Raw genomic sequence first — 18,044 nt, forward strand, 5'->3', positions numbered from 1 at the left:
GCTTCTACAGCATTTGCTACACGTCGAGGGTGGTCAGTTTGTCCCGGAATCCCCTGGTCAGTTTGCCCCGGAATTGGTGGTCAGCTTGCCCCGGAATCAGGTGGTCTGGTTCATCAGAATCTCCACATATAGGCCGTTGCGATCTGCTGCAAAGTGAGCATGTTCGGTTTTTCGATTTCATCAAAGTTGAGCATGATGTGTACCGAATTGGTTTTAACCCTCTCGTTGAGTTCGGTTAGATGCTGAAACCGGTTCAGCTTATCGGAAAACTTCAGTTTTTCTACCTCTGTGCCGAACAGGCTCGCCATAACCAGCTGCGCTTGCCCGGCTGTAACTTTATTCTCGTTATAGTTCAGCAATCCCCGAATGCTCTTGCCGCTTTTTATTCTTGCAACCATTTTTTTGTGAGTGAGGTAACCAGAATCATTAGGCGGTCAATCTTTGCATCAATATCTTTTGAGCGTTCAATTGCTTTCAGTGTATAAAAGGCTTTGCCGGATTCGTCGCGGGAACTATTAAATCCCTTGGTGAGTTGGTTAATATTGATGCCGATAGCTTTGAGTTCTTTTCGGATTCGGGTTAATTCCTCCATTGTACCTCTCATGGTTGCATCCTTATATAAGCATCGTATCTTTTCTCTGGAAAGGATTTTTCGCGCCACTTCACCGATAGAACGGCAATTGCTTTCGGCTAATAGTTTTTCCATTCGTTCATAGGTCGCTTTAGTTACCCTTGTGCGCACCACCTTTGTATAAAGTCGCTCCCTGTTTTCAGTCTTTGGCCTGGCCATAATCCATACATTAAATTTTCCATAACCGCCAAGTTCCGCGGCGGTTACCCCCCGACTGAAAGGAGTGGGCAAGATCCGTTTGTGTAGACAAACGTACATCTTGCCAAACACTGGTGTGTTTGGTCTGCTCCCTTACGGTCGTCGGTAAAACTTCGTTTTCTGTCTTTGTTTGTTGCCCTTTGGGCCGCCTTTAATCCTTCGGATTTCCAGCTGTTGCGTTTGCACCTAACGGTGCAAATGGGCGCATTGCTGCGCCGACTTTTCGGCGGTTATGGACGGTTGATCTGTTCACCTTTGGGGTGAACTTCTGATAGGCTAATTTTCGGAAGACTATATTTCGTATCATGGCTCATTGTTTTTGTTAAGCCAAAAGTGAGGGGAAGGAGGTTGTGAAAATGGGAGTTACCTTATGGGGAGAAGTTTTTTTAGCATTCGATTCATAATAAACAGGTTATATAAAATCACTCGAATGAAAGCCCTTTAAATATTTTTTCTTCAAAATCTGTTGCAGTAGGGACTTTCTCAGTTTGAATAATCTTAATAAGCGCGTTTCTTAAATAAACATAGGATTCTAACAATGGGCCTTGTTCAATAGGCTTTGAAGTATGCGCAGCTGTAGAACGTTCGTTATAAAGTTTGAGCAATCTTTTGTACAAGTCCAACCTTTTTTCGCCCGGTGCTTCCAAATACGCAGCTAAGTTTGAAGCCACTCTATAGCGCAGTTCCCCTGAATTTGATGAGAATAGCTGTTCTATAGCGCCCCATATTGTTATTAATGACGAGGCGGTACTACCTTCAAAACCGGCTGTATCAAAAGCTTTATAGGCAGTATTGAATTGTGGGTTTTTAGTCATCAAGGTTGCAACATCTTTCCAGGTGCCTTTAATCCAAAGCAAAGTTTCTTCACTGAGATAGGAAATAACGTCTTTGGTGGGCCTAAATATTCTTCGTTTTACTTCATTTGGTATTAACGTTGGTTCGATATCATCTTCAACAACTCTGTTAAAGGATATATCAGAGAGAATAGGCGTTGAAACATAAGGATGATCAGAAATTTTTATAAGACTTACTATTAGCCAAGCAATTTCCTCTTTTGAGAACCCTTTAATAGTAGTGGTTTCGGGCACTTCAATTTCTATATATATATCATATGTAATGCCCCCTTTTGCTGGTTTCCAAGGCCCATCGTGGTGCTTATACTTACCGGGCGGTTTAAATGCCATCATGTACGGAGCGAACAAATGGGCATAGGTTGAACGGATAATGATACCTTCTCCCAACTCAAAATCTTGATTTTGATAGCCGATGCCTGCTACCCCAGCGTATAGTGTACCCATAATCTAATGTAAAGGAATTATTGTAGTTGTCTCGTAATAAACTTTCTGCAAGTTTATGGACTGCCAACAATCCAATATAACTATAACAACTTTTGCTACTATAAACCCAAATCTATGTTACCAGAGAAGATAAAAGAGCAAAATTTGGAGATTGCGGAATTGCTATTACAAATTGAACAGGGAGAGATACCAGTAAAACTAATTGTACAACGGTTAGTGGAGCTTATTGTTAAGCTGGATGCCAAAGAACGGCAATTGGAAGGGCTAATCAACTCAATTCCGATGCTTTCCGATATCACCAAAAAGATCAGCGAGATACATACGCTGCATTTCCCGGCAAAGCATTTAAAAAAGAAATCCCAAAAGGAACGGTTTATGGCCGAAATCCTTTTGGGATCAGTAAGGAAAAAGAAACAGCCCTAAATAGCCGGTATCAATTTATCGCTCTGTACGAATTTTAATAAGTCCTTCAGATAGGTTTCCGTTTCCACCAAACTGCTATGCCTGTTCGCGGAGCATATTTCTGCCAGTGTCCAGCCTGCTTTAAACTTTTTGACATTGGAAAAATGCTTAAAGGAATAGAGTGTATAGTTTTTGTCTTTGAGTTTTAAAGCCTTCAGACACTTTTGGAAACGCTCATAGGGCGTATTTTCACCGATCTTCTGTTCAGCTATAATAGTATCCGGCGAGCCTAACAGGAAATACTCCCTGGGGTATTTCGGAATCTTAAGTTTATCCAGCTCTTTTCTTAAACTCACATCAATATGTACCGGCAATGATTTTTTGTTCTTGGCGATAGATGCGGGTATAGTGATCGTATCGTTTTCTAAGTTGATGAACTTTAATTGCAGGTGCCGCAATTCTTTGGGCCGGATACAGGTGTAGTAGATCATCCGAACAAATAATAAACAATAAGGATCATTGGCTTGCAGCCAGTCAATAATAGATTTAAAATCGTGGTCGGAAAATACCTGGTGGGATTCAGTCGCCAATTTCCGCCTCGTTTCTGTATCAGTAACAGGGTTGATTTCTATGTATTTGTTCTTTTTTAGATAGCGGAAATAATTATTAAGTGATATTCTGGCATTGTTATAGGTTACACCCATCCATTTTTCGGATCGCTCGTGGTGGTCTAAAAAGTGGGTGATCTCATAATCGCTGATTTCGTTAGCTTTTTTATGTTCCCCGTAATAGTTGATGAACATTTTAACTTTAGAAAGATAGGATTGAATGGATTTTTTCCGGGTGCCCTTAGCTTCGTGGTAAGCTTCAAAAAGAACTTTACCTTCTTCGAGGGATAAGGAAACGACCTGCCGCTTTAGTTTTTCGTTGCTTCTTTCGTCAATCGGACTCCAGCCGCCATCTAAAGCTTCTGTATAGGTTTCTAACAGTTCGGTGAAAAGGATAAGTTTTTCTTTAGGGTCTTTTACCCTGTTCAGATTTTTGCTAAACCTGAACCGTTCCATATTACGGGTAGCCGGATCGTAAAAGAAAAATTCGATGTACCAGCTTTGTTTGGCTTCCTCGCGGGCTTTTGTGGAGCCTTTCGGAACCAAATCAATCTTCTTTCCCTTGAATAATTTGGGGGTTGTGTAGGTGATTTCTGCCGTTTTCATGGCCCCGAAATTGAGGGCTTGTGGCAGAGTTTTGTCAGAGTATGCACCTGGTGAGTAGCTAAATAGCTGATTACCAGGTGCATTAAGTGTCTGAGTGGAGAATATCGGAGTCGAACCGATGACCTCTTGCATGCCATGCAAGCGCTCTAGCCAGCTGAGCTAATCCCCCGTTTGAGGAGCGCAAATATAATATTTAATCGTACAACTGCCAAGAAACTTTTAAACTTCCCTGGACGAAGTTTAAAAACACCGACCACCTTAAAAACAAAAACACTTAGTGTATTGAAAATTATTATTTTAACTATTTTCAACCAATTAAATATTTGATAATCAATCGATTAAATAGTGTGTAAAAAATACATTATGTAAATAAATATTAAAAAACACTTGTTTATTAGTGTTTTTTAAGCCTAATTTTGGGGCAACCAATTATAAACTTTTAACCTTAATGAATACAAATAATAACCGGGTGCCCCAATTAGGGTATCTCAACCTGGCTAATGGCTCTGCTATTTTATACCAGCTCAACCCAGCACAATTAATTGAAGCGGCCATCAAACGCAACGAAGGTATTTTAAGCGATTCGGGCGCGCTTGCGATAGATACCGGAGCCTTTACCGGCCGGTCGCCCAAAGACCGATTTATTGTTGACGACCACATTAGCCACGATAATGTATGGTGGGGGCCTGTCAATTTTAAATTTGACGGCGCACGGTTCAATTCATTATTTAAAAAGATGACCAGCTACCTGGTGCAAAAAGAAATATTTGTGCGCGATAGCTGCGCCTGCGCCAATGCAGATTACCATATCGATATCCGTGTGGTGACCGAAACCGCGTACCAAAACCTGTTTGTACATCACCTGTTCATCAGGCCCGAGGTGGCAAACCCCGAAGGGCAGCCGGAATGGACCGTCATCGCCGCACCCGGCTTTACTGCCGACCCGGAGACCGACGGCACGCGCCAAAAGAATTTTACCATCATCAGCCTTAGCAAAAAAACCATTTTAATAGGCGGCACCGGCTATACCGGCGAAATAAAGAAAGCCATTTTTACCGTACTTAATTTCACCCTCGCTCATGATAAACAGGTGCTGCCTATGCATTGTGCTGCCAACACGGGCACCAATGGCGATACCGCTATTTTCTTCGGCCTTTCGGGCACGGGTAAAACCACCTTATCCGCAGACCCGGAACGCCACCTGATCGGCGATGATGAACATGGCTGGAGCGATCATTCAATATTTAATTTCGAAGGTGGTTGCTACGCGAAATGCTCTGGCTTAACTGCCGAAAAAGAGCCGCAGATCTTCCGGGCCATCCAATACGGGGCGTTGTTGGAGAACATAAACTTTACACCCGGAACCCGTACGGTTAACTTTGATAATATCGACAAAACCGAAAACACACGTGTAGCCTACCCCCTATCAAATGTGAACAATGCGGTTATCCCCTCGGTAGGCGCTTCGCCAAAAAATATTTTCTTTTTAACTGCGGATGCTTTCGGGATCTTGCCTCCCATCTCTAAGTTGACGGCAGAACAGGCTATGTATCATTTCATCTCCGGCTATACCGCCAAAGTGGCCGGCACCGAAACCGGGGTTACCGAGCCAAAGCTTACCTTTTCGGCCTGCTTTGGCGAGGCCTTTCTCCCACTGCACCCGGTGGCTTATGCTAACCTGCTTGGCAAAAAAATAACCGATAACCAGGTGAACGTGTGGTTGGTAAACACCGGCTGGACCGGCGGCGCATACGGTACCGGGCAGCGCATCAAGCTCTCCTACACCCGTGCCATGATCAGCGCGGCAATAAACGGCGAACTGGACCATGTTAAATATCACCGTCACCCGATATTTAAAACCATGATGCCCGTAACCTGCCCCAACGTACCCAACGATGTGCTCGACCCAAAAAACACCTGGAAGAGCGAAAACGAGTACGAAGAACACGCCAACAGGCTGGCGGAGGCATTTAACAACAACTTCCGCAAATACCTTAACGATGACACCGTACACCTGTTAGCAGCAGGGCCCGCGGCCATCCAGGCGGTTTAAAAGTCCATTAAGCAACGTTATACACCATACTTTTATGCCAAAGGTTACTACTTTAGGTCAGTTTATTATTGAGAAACAAGCCGATTTCCCCTATGCCAAAGGGGAGCTTTCCCGCTTATTGAGAGATATTGCCATAGCCGCCAAAATTGTGAACAGGGAGGTGAACAAAGCCGGGCTGATGGATATTTTAGGGCAGGCGGGCAGTACCAATATCCAGGGAGAAAGCCAGCAGAAGCTCGATATTTTCGCGAATGAGCAATTCATCTCGGCGCTCACCAGCGGCGGCGAATGCTGCATTGTGGCATCGGAAGAAAATGAGGATATCATCCTAATCGACCCAAAAGACAGAAAAGCCGGCAAATATGTGGTCGCTATCGATCCACTCGACGGCTCATCCAACATCGATGTGAACGTACCGGTAGGCACCATCTTTTCTATTTACCGCCGAAAGGATTTTGATACTCCGCCTGGCCTTAGCGATGTGCTGCAAAAAGGCACCGAACAGGTGGCAGCGGGCTATATTATCTATGGCTCGTCTACCATGCTGGTTTATACCACCGGCAGAGGCGTTAACGGCTTCACGCTCGATCCGTCCATCGGCGAGTTCTGCCTCTCCCACCCGGGGATGCGGGTGCCCGAGGATGGCACCATCTACTCCATCAACGAAGGCTATTACATGCATTTCCCGAAAGGAGTTAAACAATACATTAAATATTGCCAGGAGGAGGATCGGTCTACAAAGCGGCCTTACACATCGCGCTACATCGGCTCCATGGTGGCCGATATTCACCGCAACCTTATTAAAGGCGGCATTTTCATCTACCCGTACACTGCGGCCACACCATCTGGCAAACTAAGGCTGGTGTACGAGTGCAACCCTATGGCTTTTATTATTGAGCAGGCAGGCGGCCGGGCAACTAATGGCGACAAGCGCATCCTAACTATGGAGGTTGAGGAACTGCACCAGCGCACGCCGGTTTTTATCGGCTCCAAAAACATGGTGATCCATGCGGAGGAGTTTATGAAAGAGGCCATTGAGCTGTCTTTTGCTTATGATGAGAACCAGGGCTTTCCCTTCGCGGTAGATTAACGGTTTTTTTTGCCGGGCCGGTTGCCGCTTTCTTTAGCGCGCACAACAAATAAGTGTCTATATTTGAAATGGGCGCCGCCCCGCAATTATTAACCTGTTCATGCTGGTCCATGAAAAATTATACCGCTATGCTTATTTGCTTGTTCGCCGCTTTTACCACTCAGGCACAGGATATTGCCACACCGTTTGATAAAGCGCCCGAATGGAGCAAAAGCGCCATCTGGTACCAGATTTTCCCGGAGCGTTTCCGTAATGGCGACAGCAAGAACGACCCCAAGCCCGAAAATATCAACATCCCCCCAATGGGGCAAACCGCCCCCGATGGCTGGAGGGTAAACCAATGGACCGAAGACTGGTACGGCCAACAGGGCTGGGAGGTAAACAAAGGTTTTAATGATAACATGTACTACCGCCGCTACGGTGGCGACCTGCAGGGCGTTTTAGATAAGCTGGATTACCTGCAAAACCTGGGCGTAACCGCTCTTTTTATGAACCCGCTGAACGATGCTCCATCGGCACATAAATACGATGCCCGGCACTATCACCACATCGACGTAAACTTTGGTCCCGACCCGGAGGGCGACAACAAACTCATTGCCACAGAAAACCCTGCCGACCCGGCCACCTGGAAATGGACCAGCGCCGATAAGCTGTTCCTGAAACTGATCAGGGAGGTGCATGAGCGTGGGATGCGCATTATTATGGATTACTCCTGGAACCATACCGGCGTAATGTTTTGGGCCTGGCAGGATGTGCTCAAAAACCAGTCGCGCTCGGCGTATAAGGATTGGTACGATATTCGGTCGTTTGATGATAGCAGCACACCCGGGAATGAATTTGCCTACACCGGCTGGGTGGGTGTATCCAGCCTGCCCGAGATCCGCAAGGTAGATGTAGCTACGCCACGCGTTAACGGCCAGCCCTACGAAGGCAACATTAACGAAGGCGCCAAGAAGCACATCTTCGCGGTAACCCAGCGATGGTTGGCACCGGATGGCAAGACGGCCAACGGCATAGATGGTTTTAGGCTGGACGTGGCCGACCAGATAGGGCTCGGCTTTTGGCGCGATTTCCGCAAGGAAGTCCGCAGCATAAAACCCGACGCTTACTTAGTAGGCGAAATTTGGTGGGATACCTGGCCCGATAAACTGATGGACCCAACGCCCTACACCCAGGGCGATGTATTTGATGCTGTAATGTTTTACCAGGCCTACCGTCCTGCCCGTTACTTCTTCGCTAAAACCGATTTCCCGCTGGATGCCGCGCAGTTTAAAAACGAGCTGGAGCACGAGTGGAACCGCCTGCCCGAAGATAAGCGATACGCCATGATGAACGTATCCAGCACGCACGATACGCCTCGCTTGCTCACCGATTTTTACAACACCAATAAATATAAGTTCCAGGCCAACCCGCGCGAGAACCCCAATTACCGCACCGGCAAACCCGACGAAGAAACTTACAAACGCCTGCGTTTATACCTCGTACACCTGTTCACAAGTATTGGCGCGCCCCAAATTTGGAACGGAGAAGAAATGGGCATGTGGGGTGCCGACGACCCCGACCCGCGCAAACCGCTCTGGTGGAAAGACTATACCTTTGCCGACGAAACCCGCAACAACACCCAGCCCGGCGAAAAAGAGTATGATAAGGTTGGCTTTAACCAGCAAACTTTCGATTGGTATAAAAAGCTCATCGCCATCCGCAAAGAAAACCCGGTGCTGATACATGGTAAAATAGAATTTGTTACTGCCGAAGGGCATACCCTTATCTATAAAAGGTACGACGGGCAAAACGAGGTACTGATTTACTTTAACCTCGAAGAAGGGGCGATCAATATCCCACTGCCCGAGGGCACAGTTTATAAAACTTTGTTAGATGATAGCGCCATCAGTGGTGTACTGCACCTGGAACCACTGGAGCCTACTATTTTAGTAAAGCGGGAGAAATAGCACATGACAGCACTATTAGCTACAACAAAACAATTTTAATTTAGCAAATATTGGCGCTGGTAAAAAAATATTTATTCCATCCGCCAAATAGGAATCACACACTGATATACTCCATTATAGGATATTATTTGCAACAAATTTGCTAAAATATCGTATAAATAGGTATCAAGTTAAATAAATAAAAGTTCGGGGAATTTGGATTTATTATAGATGCTAAAAGGCTGTTTAAATATATAATCGGCAACTCCTTCGTAGAAAAAGCGAGCGGCATATTTCTAAAATAAATCAGTTATCTCCCAAAACCAATAGTATTATTTTACCGCTGTAATATTGTTTTCTATTTAACATCGGGTGAGCCAGTTAAAAAATTATTTGCAACAAAATCACTAACGCGATAAAATGAAGCGAATATTTCTTTTTTTTTCGTGTTTATGCCTGCTTAACTCCGGTTTATCTTATTCGCAACCCCGCGACCTTAAATTTAAAAAACTCAGCACAACTGAAGGCCTTTCCCAAAGCCATGTATGCGCCATTATTAAAGATAGCCGCGGCTTTATGTGGTTTGGCACCGAAGATGGCCTGAACAAGTATGATGGGTATAAATTCACCCATTACAAACACGACCAAAATAACAAGAGCACCATTATCGATAATTACGTGTCGGCTATAACGGAAGATGGCGCGGGTAACTTGTGGATCGGCACAGAAAGCGGGTTAGATAGATTTGACCGGGCTACAAATACATTTATCCATTACTCCAATCATTTAGCTTTTGCCGTCCATTCCGTTTTTTTGGATACTAAAAACAGAATGTGGCTGGGCACCAGTAAGGGCTTGCAATTGTTTAATGCAACTACCGGCACATTTAAGCAATTCACGCATGCCGGTAAGAAAACAAATAGCTTAGCCAAGGATTTTATATCCCAGATTACCCAGGATAATGATGGTTGGCTTTGGATAGCCACCGACGATGGCTTGTATCATTTCAATCCACAAACCAGCAAATTTATTGGTTATGAACATGACCCCAAAAACAAGAACAGCATTGGCTCCAGTTGGATAAAAACAGTTTATAAAGATAGTAAAGGTAATATTTGGATTGGTACCCACGGCGGCGGGCTGGCATTATATAACCCAAAAAACAATTCGTTTATAAATTTCAAACACGCGGCCAATAGTAACAGTATCAGCCATAATGATATTCTTTCGATTATGGAAGGCAACGACGGCAAACTGTGGATAGGGACAGAGAATGGTGGATTAAGCGTATTTGATTACCCGGCCAACAAATTTGTCACTTACAAATTTGACGCGAATACCCCTACCAGCCTTAGCAACAACTCGGTTTATTGTTTATATAAGGACAACGGCGGAAACACCTGGATAGGCACCTATTCGGGCGGCGTGAATCTTTTGCCAAAATTTGATAATAAATTCACCTCCTACAGGCAAAACCCAAACAATAATAATAGTTTAAGCAATAATAATGTACTCGCCATCTCCGGAGATGTTGATGACGAAAATATTTGGATAGGTACAGATGGCGGCGGGCTAAACCTGTTTAACAGGAAGAAAAAAACATTTGTCCGCTACCTGCATAAGGATAACAATCTTAATACAATAAGCAATAATTATGTAACAGCTATAGTGCCAGTAGCTAAAAACCTCATTGGTATTGGCTACCACATTGGCGGTTTTGACCTGTTCGATAAAAAAACGGGGTTTTTTAAGCATCATATGCCACAGGCAAATAACCCGCAAAGCCTTTCCCTATCAGATATAGGGAATATGTATACAGCCCGGGATGGTAATATATGGATAGGTACCTGGCAAGGGGGGCTTAATCATTATAATGTTAAAACCGGCGTTTTTACGCGCTATCAAAACAAGCCGGGAGATAAAAATAGCATAGCCAGCGATATCAGTAATACCATATTAGAAGATAAGCGAGGCAATATATGGATAGGTACCGATAGTGGGCTGGATATGCTGGACCTAAAAACCGGACATTTTACGCATTATAAACACGAGGAAGGAAACAAACGCAGCATATCTGGCAATATAGTAGAAGCTATTGCCGAGGCAGGCAACGGTGATATGTGGGTAGGCACCAATGGGGGCGGGTTAAACTATTTAAACAGCCGCACCCAAACATTTATAGCATACACCGAAAAAGATGGCTTGCCCAATAATGTGGTATTTAACATTTTAAAAGACCATAAGGGGAATTTATGGCTAAGTACCAACAAGGGAATTGCAACATTTAACCCGCAAACCAAAATGGTGAGGAACTATGGCCTGTCAGACGGGTTGCAGGGCGATGAATTTAAAGGCCACTCCAGCTTTCAAACTAAAGACGGAGAAATGTTTTTTGGCGGTGTTAACGGCTTCAGCAGTTTTTATCCCGATAGTTTAGAAGATAACAACTTTATCCCGCCTGTTTATATAACCGGGCTGCAAATTTTCAACAAGCAAGTTATCGCAGGCGGCAAAAACTCTCCCCTTCAAAAAGATATCACCGAAACTAATGCCATCAAGCTTTCTTACAAACACTCGGTATTTACGTTTGAATTTGCAGCGCTTAATTATACCATTCCCGAAAAAAACCAATATGCTTATAAACTGGAGAACTTTGATAAAGACTGGAATTATGTTGGCAGTAAGCGAACAGCAACCTATACCAACCTCGACCCCAAGAACTATACATTTAGGGTTAAAGCATCCAATAACGACGGTAAATGGAACAACAAAGGCGTAGCTATCAATATTTATATCGAACCGCCATTTTGGCTTACCTGGTGGTTTAAGTTAGCCGCAGGTTTAATATTTGTTTTTAGCGGGCCGGCGTTTTATTTTATACGCACACGCGCCATTCAGCAACAGAAAACAGAATTGGAGCGGCAGGTTAAAGAGCGCACAGAGCAGTTAGCACGAGCGATAGAAGTTGAAAAAAAATCTGCTCTGGAAGCTGAGGAAGCTAACCGGGCAAAAAGTATATTCCTGGCTACGATGAGCCATGAGATCCGCACGCCCATGAACGGGGTAATAGGGATGGCTTCCTTACTCGCCGAAACGCCCTTAAATGAAGAACAACGAACCTTTACCGAATCTATACAAACCTGCGGCGAAGATCTGCTTTCGGTTATTAATGATATTTTAGATTTTTCTAAAATAGAATCGGGCAATATGGAGCTGGAGGAAAAAGTTTTCAGCCTGCGTTCCTGTATTGAAGAGGTTTTTGATGTTTTCGCTTTAAAAGCGGCCAACTCAAAACTCGATCTGGTTTACCAGATAGACTATGATGTGCCGGCACAAATTATTGGCGATAGTTTAAGGCTTCGCCAAATCCTCATCAATTTAATCAGCAACGCTATTAAATTTACCCAAAAGGGCGAGATCTATGTAGCGGTTCACTTACTACAGGTATTGGAAAATAACCGCATCGAATTAGGCTTTGATATAAAGGATACGGGCATTGGTATTTCTGCCGATAAGCTACACAGGTTGTTCAAGGCGTTTTCGCAGGTAGATTCATCAACTACGCGGCAATATGGCGGCACCGGCCTTGGCCTGGTTATAAGCGAACAACTGGTAAAATTAATGGGGGGCGAAATTAATGTTGAAAGCGAAATTGGCAAAGGCAGCACGTTCCACTTTTCCATGTTTGCGCAACAAAGCCTTCAATCCGACTTAACACAAATAAACCATACGATGAATGGTTTTGAAAACAGCAGAATTTTGATTGTTGATGATAATGATACAAACCGGAGGATCTTAAAGGGCCAACTGGAACAATGGAAGTTAAGCCCGGTGGTAGTTAATTCGGGCGGGGAGGCACTTAACACATTATCGGAGCATAACGATTTTAAGTTGGTTATTACCGATATGCAAATGCCGTTTATGGATGGAATTGAACTGGCAACTTTAATACGCAATAAATACCCTGCATTACCCATTATACTCCTAAGCTCGATAAGCTCTATTTTACATAAGGATAATCCCGGCCTTTTTTGTTCTATATTAACCAAACCTGCCAAACAACATAGTTTATATACGCACATTGTAAAAGAACTTGGCAGGCAAACAGATGTGGGCAATGAAAAATCGCAAGCCGACATTCAAAAGCCTAAACTACCTGATAATTTTTCGGAAAAGTACCCATTGCGCATTTTGGTTGCAGAAGATAACCAAATGAACCAGAAACTGATTATGAAGATTTTGAGTAAATTAGGATACGAGCCGGATTTGGCGGAAGACGGACTGGAAGCCCTGGATATGGTGAATAAAAAAGTATTTGATCTTATTTTGATGGACATACAAATGCCAAAAATGGATGGACTGGAGGCCACACAAATAATAAAAAAACGTTTCCCTGCCCGGCCCTTTATTATTGCAATGACAGCCAACGCTCTTCAAACCGATTTGCAAATTTGTATGGATGCAGGCATGGACGATTATATAAGCAAGCCCTTTAAATTGGATGACCTGGTTAACAAACTCGAAAAATGGGCATCTGCGGGTTAACGGAAGCATTAGGATAAAACGCACCGGCATAAGCTCCTGCCTGGTATATATTCCCCCGACGGGTAAAAAAACACTCAAAGTTTAAAGCATGCGTCATTCCGGGGTATTTTCCCTTTATTTAATACCCTAACCTTTTGAACTTATTTAGATTTACAAATTCTTGTAAAAAAGTAAAGCCCCTGATGGGCAGGGGCCTTTACTAACCAATTATAAACCTAAATTATGAGAAGACTTTTTTATGTATCAACATTGTCTGTTCTTGTTGATGGTGTAAAAGTAACACTAAGTTTTGAATTACAAAGAATTTATTTGTAATTTTTTTGTCAGCTTTATATTAATGTACTTTTTTCGTTATTGTATTAACAAAGATACTTCAATTTATTTGAAATATTCTCAATTATTTATGAATTTATGCTGACGGACTTGTAAAAAATCTTTTACACTTTTGTGAATATCTTAAAAAATGGCCGTTACAACACACAAACCCCACTTAACTACCACCACCCTTTGGGTAATGACCTTAACCACGGGGCTTGTTGTGGCCAATCTTTATTACAACCAGCCGTTGTTGCACGATATGGCCGAAACCTTTCACGTAAGCGATGGCAAAGTGGGCCAGTTATCTATGTTAACCCAACTGGGCTACGCTGCCGGCATCTTTTTCGTGATCCCCCTCGCCGATATGGTGAAGCGAAAACGCCTGATGCTTATCGAGTTTGCGTTTATAGTTTTGGCGCTGCTGTTAACCGCTCTCGCACCCAATATACATATCCTGCTACTGTCGGGGTTTTTACTGGGTGCAACATCCATCATGGGGATGTTGCTGGTGCCCATGGCCGCCCATTTAGCCGACCCTGCCGAGCGTGGTAAAAAAATAGGCTTCATTATGAGCGGCCTGTTAATAGGTATCTTGCTGTCGCGTACCTTAAGTGGTTTTGTTGGTGCTCATTTTGGCTGGCGCAGCATGTATTTTATAGCCGCAGGTATTATGATGCTGATGTGGTTGTTTATATATCTGTTACTGCCCGAGGTAGAACCCGATTACAAAGGAAACTATCGCCAATTAATGAAATCGTTAGTACACCTGGCGATGGATGAGCCAAAACTTCGCCTTGCAGCGCTGCGCGGTGCCCTTTGCTTCGCCTGTTTCAGCGCATTTTGGACCAGCCTGGTATTTATGCTCAAACAAAACTTTAACGAGGGCAGCGAAGTTGCCGGGGCCTTTGGGTTGGTAGGTGCCTTTGGCGCTGTAGCCGCCGGGTTGGTTGGTCGCCTGAGCGATAAAATGGACGCCTATAAATTATCCACCATTACTTTGGCGCTGGTTCTAATATCATTTATCATCTTCTGGTTCTCGGCCTACAGCATTGCCGGGCTAATAGTCGGGGTTATTATTATGGATATGGGGGTGCAGGCCACGCATATTTCCAACCAGTCCATTATTTTTTCGTTAGACCCTGCGGCGCGCAACCGCATCAACACCGTTTATATGGTAACCTATTTTATAGGCGGCGCAACGGGCACCTTCCTGGCCACGCAGGTTTGGGGCACCTATAACTGGCCGGGCATCTGCGCCATCGGCATTACCCTGTCGGCAATCACCATTGTTATCCATTTAAGCACGCGCAAAACGATGCAGCGCACTGTCTGAAAACGAACAGCGTACACCCATACCGAACACCTGCTGACCTCCATTTACAACAGCGTGTACTTATTTTTTGTACAGCCTGTATGGTAACAAGCGCCTAAAGGTGCTTTAAACGCCATTATTGGTCCCTTTTTGTATGCAGTGTTAAAAAACTTTATGCGTACCGTCATTTTTTTTGCGCCACTCTCTTTTTTTGGCACAAAGTTGGAATAAGTATCATCAAACGGAGAAACCATGGAAATCGACAAGAAACCAGAAGCCCCGGCTGAAGAAAAAGAATGGGAAAACCCGGTAGCCCCGGAAAAACCAGCCGACCATCGGGAAGAGGAGCAGTTGGAAAGGCAAATGAAGGAAGCGAAGCGCAGGCACGATAACCTCGAAGAAAATCAGGACGAAGCAAGCGATAACGAACAAACTAAAAACTAAACATATTTTTAAATATTGATCATGAAAACTACATCACAACAAACAGCAACAAGCAAATTGGTAAGCCGTTTCGATAAAGAACTGAGAACCCTTTTAATGAACGATTTGAAAGCTATCCGATCGGTAAAAGCGCAAATGATGGATATCAACGCTAACAGCCTAAGCGCAGCATAGTACTTAACACAGCTACCAACCACCAACAATATTTAAAGCATCTATCTATGAAAACCTACAAAAAACCAGCTACCAGCAAATTAGTTACCCGTTTTGATAACGAATTAAGAAGCTTGTTAATGGAAGACCTGAAGGCTTTAAGGGAACGAGGCCGGTTTACACGCAACAACCAGGCTCAGCAGCAAGCCGCCTGATCTACATATATTCTATCTATCTATTTAAAACAGTCCTTTGATAAATAAGGTTCGGCAGCAATGCGGGGCCTTATTTTTTTGAGGTGTATTTAATAATTAACGCTGCTGTTTTGGCGGATGCGCCCGGTTTGCCCATACGCTGGTCGAGCAGATCGTAATTGGCGAGCATGGTGTTCCGGTAATCTTCCAGTCCTACCAATTTATCCACCTCGTTGGAGATGGTGTGGAAATCGCAATCCTGCTGTATCAGTTCCTTCACCACTTCTTTATCCATAATAAGGTTCACCAGCGAGATGAATTTGATCTTCACCAGCATTTTAGCAATACCAATGGTGATGGCGTTGCCTTTATAAACCACTACCTGCGGCACATTCAACAAAGCCGTCTCTAACGTGGCGGTACCCGAAGCTACGATGGCGGCTTCGGCGTTACTCAGCAGATCATAAGTGGCGTTAAACACTACGGGGATATGCATTCCACCGATATACTGGCGGTAATATTCGGCTTCGAAGGTTGGTGCGCCGGCTATCACAAACTGGAAATTGGTGAATCGCTCTGCAACCTTAGCCATCTCAGGCAGCAATCGACTGATCTCCTGCTTGCGGCTGCCGGGTAATAGCGCGATTATTTTTTTGCCAATGAGCATATTGTTTTTCAGGAAATCGGCATTGGGCGTAAAAGCATCCACGGCATCTAAAAGAGGGTTGCCCACGTAATCAATATCCATCCCCCAGCCCTTATAAAACTCCACCTCGAAAGGCAGGATGCAGAACAAATGATCAACAGACCGCTTTATCTTCAGCACCCGCTTCTGGTTCCAGGCCCAAACTTTGGGGGAGATGTAGTAGCAAACCTGCAAACCTTTCCTTTTGGCAAAGTCCGCTATTTTGAGGTTAAAACCGGGAAAATCTATCAATACTAAAACATCCGGCTGGTAGGCCACAATATCCTTCTTGCAAAGGCTCATATTTTTGAGGATGGTGCCCAGGTTGGCCACAACTTCTACAAAGCCCATAAAAGCCATATCCTCGTAGTGCTTTACAAGAGTGCCGCCTTCGGCCTCCATCAGCTCGCCGCCGAAATATCTAAACTCCGCTTGCTTGTCCTTTTCCTTCAGCGCTTTCATCAGGTTGGCGCCATGCAGATCGCCCGAGGCTTCGCCGGCTACCATGTAATACTTCATCGGGTATATATTTTAAATAGAAAAACTACCAGCATAAAGGTAAATGTAACCATCATTATCCCCTTAGCAGCATCCTCCAGGTTATTTTTAAAGCAAACTCGCAGCAACACCAGGTTCAAACCTATAGCTATGAGGTAAGGCACCGCGGGCTTGTCCATAATAACGGCGTTATTGTGCAGCACATATTCAAAAACTACCCAGCTTAAGGCGGGCAAAATGCTGCCCAGTAAAAATCCCGCGCCAATGCTATTCTTATTCAACATTAAAGTTCCAGGTATTTAAAAGTGGGATAGCATGGTGCGCCGTCATATCAAACTGTACAGGCACAACCGACGCGTAGTTGTGCTCCAGCGCCCAAACGTCGGTATCCTCGCCATGGTCGTTATTTTGGAAAACGCCAGTAAGCCAGTAATACGGGCGTTTGTAAGGGTCCATCCGCTCGTCAAATTCCTCGGCCCATTTTGCGTTGGCCTGCCGGCAAATTTTAATGCCTTTTATATCGTGCGTGTTGGGGAAATTCACATTCAGCAAAGTGCCGATGGGCAGGCCCTTATGCAATACCTGCAGGGCAATCTCTTTGATGAATTTCTCGCAATGCTCAAAATTAGCCTGCAGCGAATAATCATCCAACGAAAAACCAATGGAGGGGATGCTTTCAATAGCCCCTTCCACCGCTGCCGACATGGTGCCCGAGTACAACACATTGATAGAATTGTTGAGGCCGTGGTTAATGCCCGATACGCACAGGTCCGGTTTTTTACCCTTGAATATTTTGGTTACGGCCAGCTTCACACAATCTACAGGGGTACCGCTGCAGCTATAGATCTCGATGCCTTCGTACAGGTCCACCTTATCTAAACGCAGCGGTTTGCCAATGGTAATGGCGTGCCCCATACCCGATTGCGGGCTATCCGGCGCAACGACCACCACGCGGCCAATCTGCTTCAATACGTGCATCAGGGTTTTTATGCCCGGCGCAGTTACGCCATCATCGTTTACAACAAGTATAGTGGGGAGGGTGGATTTTGCATGGTTTGCCATTGGGGCAAAATTAACCATT

16 protein-coding genes and 1 tRNA gene are annotated in these 18,044 nt (G+C 44.4%); 9 read left to right on the plus strand and 8 right to left on the minus strand.

What is annotated here, in order from left to right:
- Positions 1-113 precede the first annotated feature (113 nt).
- The 3 genes from ABIX36_RS14070 to ABIX36_RS14080 form a co-directional block, all read right to left on the minus strand.
- On the minus strand, positions 114-398 hold the full coding sequence (locus ABIX36_RS14070; RefSeq protein ID WP_348082802.1) for a hypothetical protein: 285 nt from the start codon (positions 396-398) through the stop codon (positions 114-116).
- Entirely contained in the window at positions 383-790 is a 408-nt protein-coding gene (locus tag ABIX36_RS14075) for a mobilization protein (RefSeq protein ID WP_348082853.1), read from the minus strand. Before ABIX36_RS14075 ends, ABIX36_RS14070 begins: the two co-directional genes overlap by 16 nt.
- A 461-nt stretch (positions 791-1,251) precedes the next feature.
- Positions 1,252-2,127, minus strand: coding sequence for a hypothetical protein (locus tag ABIX36_RS14080; RefSeq protein WP_348082803.1), 876 nt, complete (start codon positions 2,125-2,127; stop codon positions 1,252-1,254).
- Between the two features lie 114 nt (positions 2,128-2,241).
- Between ABIX36_RS14080 and ABIX36_RS14085 the strand changes: the two genes are divergently transcribed.
- Positions 2,242-2,550 (plus strand): hypothetical protein, encoded by a 309-nt coding sequence (locus tag ABIX36_RS14085; protein ID WP_348082804.1) that lies wholly within the window; start codon positions 2,242-2,244, stop codon positions 2,548-2,550.
- On the opposite strand, the gene ABIX36_RS14090 is transcribed toward ABIX36_RS14085, so the two are convergent.
- Both ABIX36_RS14090 and ABIX36_RS14095 read right to left on the minus strand, forming a co-directional pair.
- Positions 2,547-3,743, minus strand: a complete 1,197-nt coding sequence (locus ABIX36_RS14090; RefSeq protein WP_348082805.1) for a site-specific integrase — start codon at positions 3,741-3,743, stop codon at positions 2,547-2,549. The two genes, ABIX36_RS14085 and ABIX36_RS14090, sit on opposite strands and share 4 nt — an antisense overlap.
- A 95-nt stretch (positions 3,744-3,838) precedes the next feature.
- Positions 3,839-3,912 (minus strand) — tRNA-Ala (locus tag ABIX36_RS14095).
- A 279-nt stretch (positions 3,913-4,191) separates the two neighbouring features.
- Here ABIX36_RS14095 and pckA point away from each other — a divergent pair.
- The 8 genes from pckA to ABIX36_RS14135 all read left to right on the plus strand — a co-directional run bounded on the left by pckA (position 4,192) and on the right by ABIX36_RS14135 (position 15,801).
- Positions 4,192-5,796, plus strand: a complete 1,605-nt coding sequence (gene pckA / locus ABIX36_RS14100; protein ID WP_348082806.1) for a phosphoenolpyruvate carboxykinase (ATP) — start codon at positions 4,192-4,194, stop codon at positions 5,794-5,796.
- A 34-nt stretch (positions 5,797-5,830) separates the two neighbouring features.
- Positions 5,831-6,886 carry a class 1 fructose-bisphosphatase gene (fbp, locus tag ABIX36_RS14105; protein WP_348082807.1) on the plus strand — a complete coding sequence of 352 codons (1,056 nt, stop codon included), beginning with the start codon at positions 5,831-5,833 and terminating at the stop codon, positions 6,884-6,886.
- A 110-nt stretch (positions 6,887-6,996) separates the two neighbouring features.
- Positions 6,997-8,835 (plus strand): glycoside hydrolase family 13 protein, encoded by a 1,839-nt coding sequence (locus ABIX36_RS14110; protein ID WP_348082808.1) that lies wholly within the window; start codon positions 6,997-6,999, stop codon positions 8,833-8,835.
- Between the two features lie 399 nt (positions 8,836-9,234).
- On the plus strand, positions 9,235-13,359 hold the full coding sequence (locus tag ABIX36_RS14115) for a two-component regulator propeller domain-containing protein (protein WP_348082809.1): 4,125 nt from the start codon (positions 9,235-9,237) through the stop codon (positions 13,357-13,359).
- Positions 13,360-13,822: 463 nt separating this feature from the next.
- Positions 13,823-15,010, plus strand: coding sequence for an MFS transporter (locus ABIX36_RS14120; protein WP_348082810.1), 1,188 nt, complete (start codon positions 13,823-13,825; stop codon positions 15,008-15,010).
- Between the two features lie 231 nt (positions 15,011-15,241).
- Positions 15,242-15,433, plus strand: a complete 192-nt coding sequence (locus ABIX36_RS14125; protein WP_348082811.1) for a hypothetical protein — start codon at positions 15,242-15,244, stop codon at positions 15,431-15,433.
- Positions 15,434-15,454: 21 nt separating this feature from the next.
- Positions 15,455-15,607 carry a hypothetical protein gene (locus tag ABIX36_RS14130; protein ID WP_348082812.1) on the plus strand — a complete coding sequence of 51 codons (153 nt, stop codon included), beginning with the start codon at positions 15,455-15,457 and terminating at the stop codon, positions 15,605-15,607.
- Between the two features lie 47 nt (positions 15,608-15,654).
- On the plus strand, positions 15,655-15,801 hold the full coding sequence (locus ABIX36_RS14135; protein ID WP_348082813.1) for a hypothetical protein: 147 nt from the start codon (positions 15,655-15,657) through the stop codon (positions 15,799-15,801).
- Between the two features lie 70 nt (positions 15,802-15,871).
- On the opposite strand, the gene lpxB is transcribed toward ABIX36_RS14135, so the two are convergent.
- From lpxB to surE, 3 genes are read right to left on the minus strand one after another with little or no spacing between them, the layout of a single operon-like run.
- Entirely contained in the window at positions 15,872-16,984 is a 1,113-nt protein-coding gene (gene lpxB, locus ABIX36_RS14140) for a lipid-A-disaccharide synthase (RefSeq protein ID WP_348082814.1), read from the minus strand.
- Entirely contained in the window at positions 16,981-17,247 is a 267-nt protein-coding gene (locus ABIX36_RS14145; protein ID WP_348082815.1) for a hypothetical protein, read from the minus strand. The genes lpxB and ABIX36_RS14145 overlap by 4 nt, the downstream gene beginning before the upstream one ends.
- Entirely contained in the window at positions 17,237-18,025 is a 789-nt protein-coding gene (surE, locus tag ABIX36_RS14150; protein WP_348082816.1) for a 5'/3'-nucleotidase SurE, read from the minus strand. The genes ABIX36_RS14145 and surE overlap by 11 nt, the downstream gene beginning before the upstream one ends.
- Positions 18,026-18,044: the final 19 nt, after the last annotated feature.

This window comes from Mucilaginibacter sp. (assembly GCF_039925265.1).
GTDB lineage: Bacteria > Bacteroidota > Bacteroidia > Sphingobacteriales > Sphingobacteriaceae > Mucilaginibacter.

What these genes read in the sequence shown, in the direction of transcription:
- ABIX36_RS14085 (WP_348082804.1), top strand. Translation starts at nt 2,242, where the DNA reads ATGTTACCAGAGAAGATAAAAGAGCAAAATTTGGAGATTGCGGAATTG.
- surE (WP_348082816.1), bottom strand. Translation starts at nt 18,025, where the DNA reads ATGGCAAACCATGCAAAATCCACCCTCCCCACTATACTTGTTGTAAAC.
- ABIX36_RS14090 (WP_348082805.1), bottom strand. Translation starts at nt 3,743, where the DNA reads ATGAAAACGGCAGAAATCACCTACACAACCCCCAAATTATTCAAGGGA.
- lpxB (WP_348082814.1), bottom strand. Translation starts at nt 16,984, where the DNA reads ATGAAGTATTACATGGTAGCCGGCGAAGCCTCGGGCGATCTGCATGGC.
- ABIX36_RS14130 (WP_348082812.1), top strand. Translation starts at nt 15,455, where the DNA reads ATGAAAACTACATCACAACAAACAGCAACAAGCAAATTGGTAAGCCGT.
- ABIX36_RS14135 (WP_348082813.1), top strand. Translation starts at nt 15,655, where the DNA reads ATGAAAACCTACAAAAAACCAGCTACCAGCAAATTAGTTACCCGTTTT.
- ABIX36_RS14110 (WP_348082808.1), top strand. Translation starts at nt 6,997, where the DNA reads ATGAAAAATTATACCGCTATGCTTATTTGCTTGTTCGCCGCTTTTACC.
- ABIX36_RS14115 (WP_348082809.1), top strand. Translation starts at nt 9,235, where the DNA reads ATGAAGCGAATATTTCTTTTTTTTTCGTGTTTATGCCTGCTTAACTCC.
- ABIX36_RS14080 (WP_348082803.1), bottom strand. Translation starts at nt 2,127, where the DNA reads ATGGGTACACTATACGCTGGGGTAGCAGGCATCGGCTATCAAAATCAA.
- pckA (WP_348082806.1), top strand. Translation starts at nt 4,192, where the DNA reads ATGAATACAAATAATAACCGGGTGCCCCAATTAGGGTATCTCAACCTG.
- ABIX36_RS14125 (WP_348082811.1), top strand. Translation starts at nt 15,242, where the DNA reads ATGGAAATCGACAAGAAACCAGAAGCCCCGGCTGAAGAAAAAGAATGG.
- ABIX36_RS14145 (WP_348082815.1), bottom strand. Translation starts at nt 17,247, where the DNA reads ATGTTGAATAAGAATAGCATTGGCGCGGGATTTTTACTGGGCAGCATT.
- fbp (WP_348082807.1), top strand. Translation starts at nt 5,831, where the DNA reads ATGCCAAAGGTTACTACTTTAGGTCAGTTTATTATTGAGAAACAAGCC.
- ABIX36_RS14070 (WP_348082802.1), bottom strand. Translation starts at nt 398, where the DNA reads ATGGTTGCAAGAATAAAAAGCGGCAAGAGCATTCGGGGATTGCTGAAC.
- ABIX36_RS14075 (WP_348082853.1), bottom strand. Translation starts at nt 790, where the DNA reads ATGGCCAGGCCAAAGACTGAAAACAGGGAGCGACTTTATACAAAGGTG.
- ABIX36_RS14120 (WP_348082810.1), top strand. Translation starts at nt 13,823, where the DNA reads ATGGCCGTTACAACACACAAACCCCACTTAACTACCACCACCCTTTGG.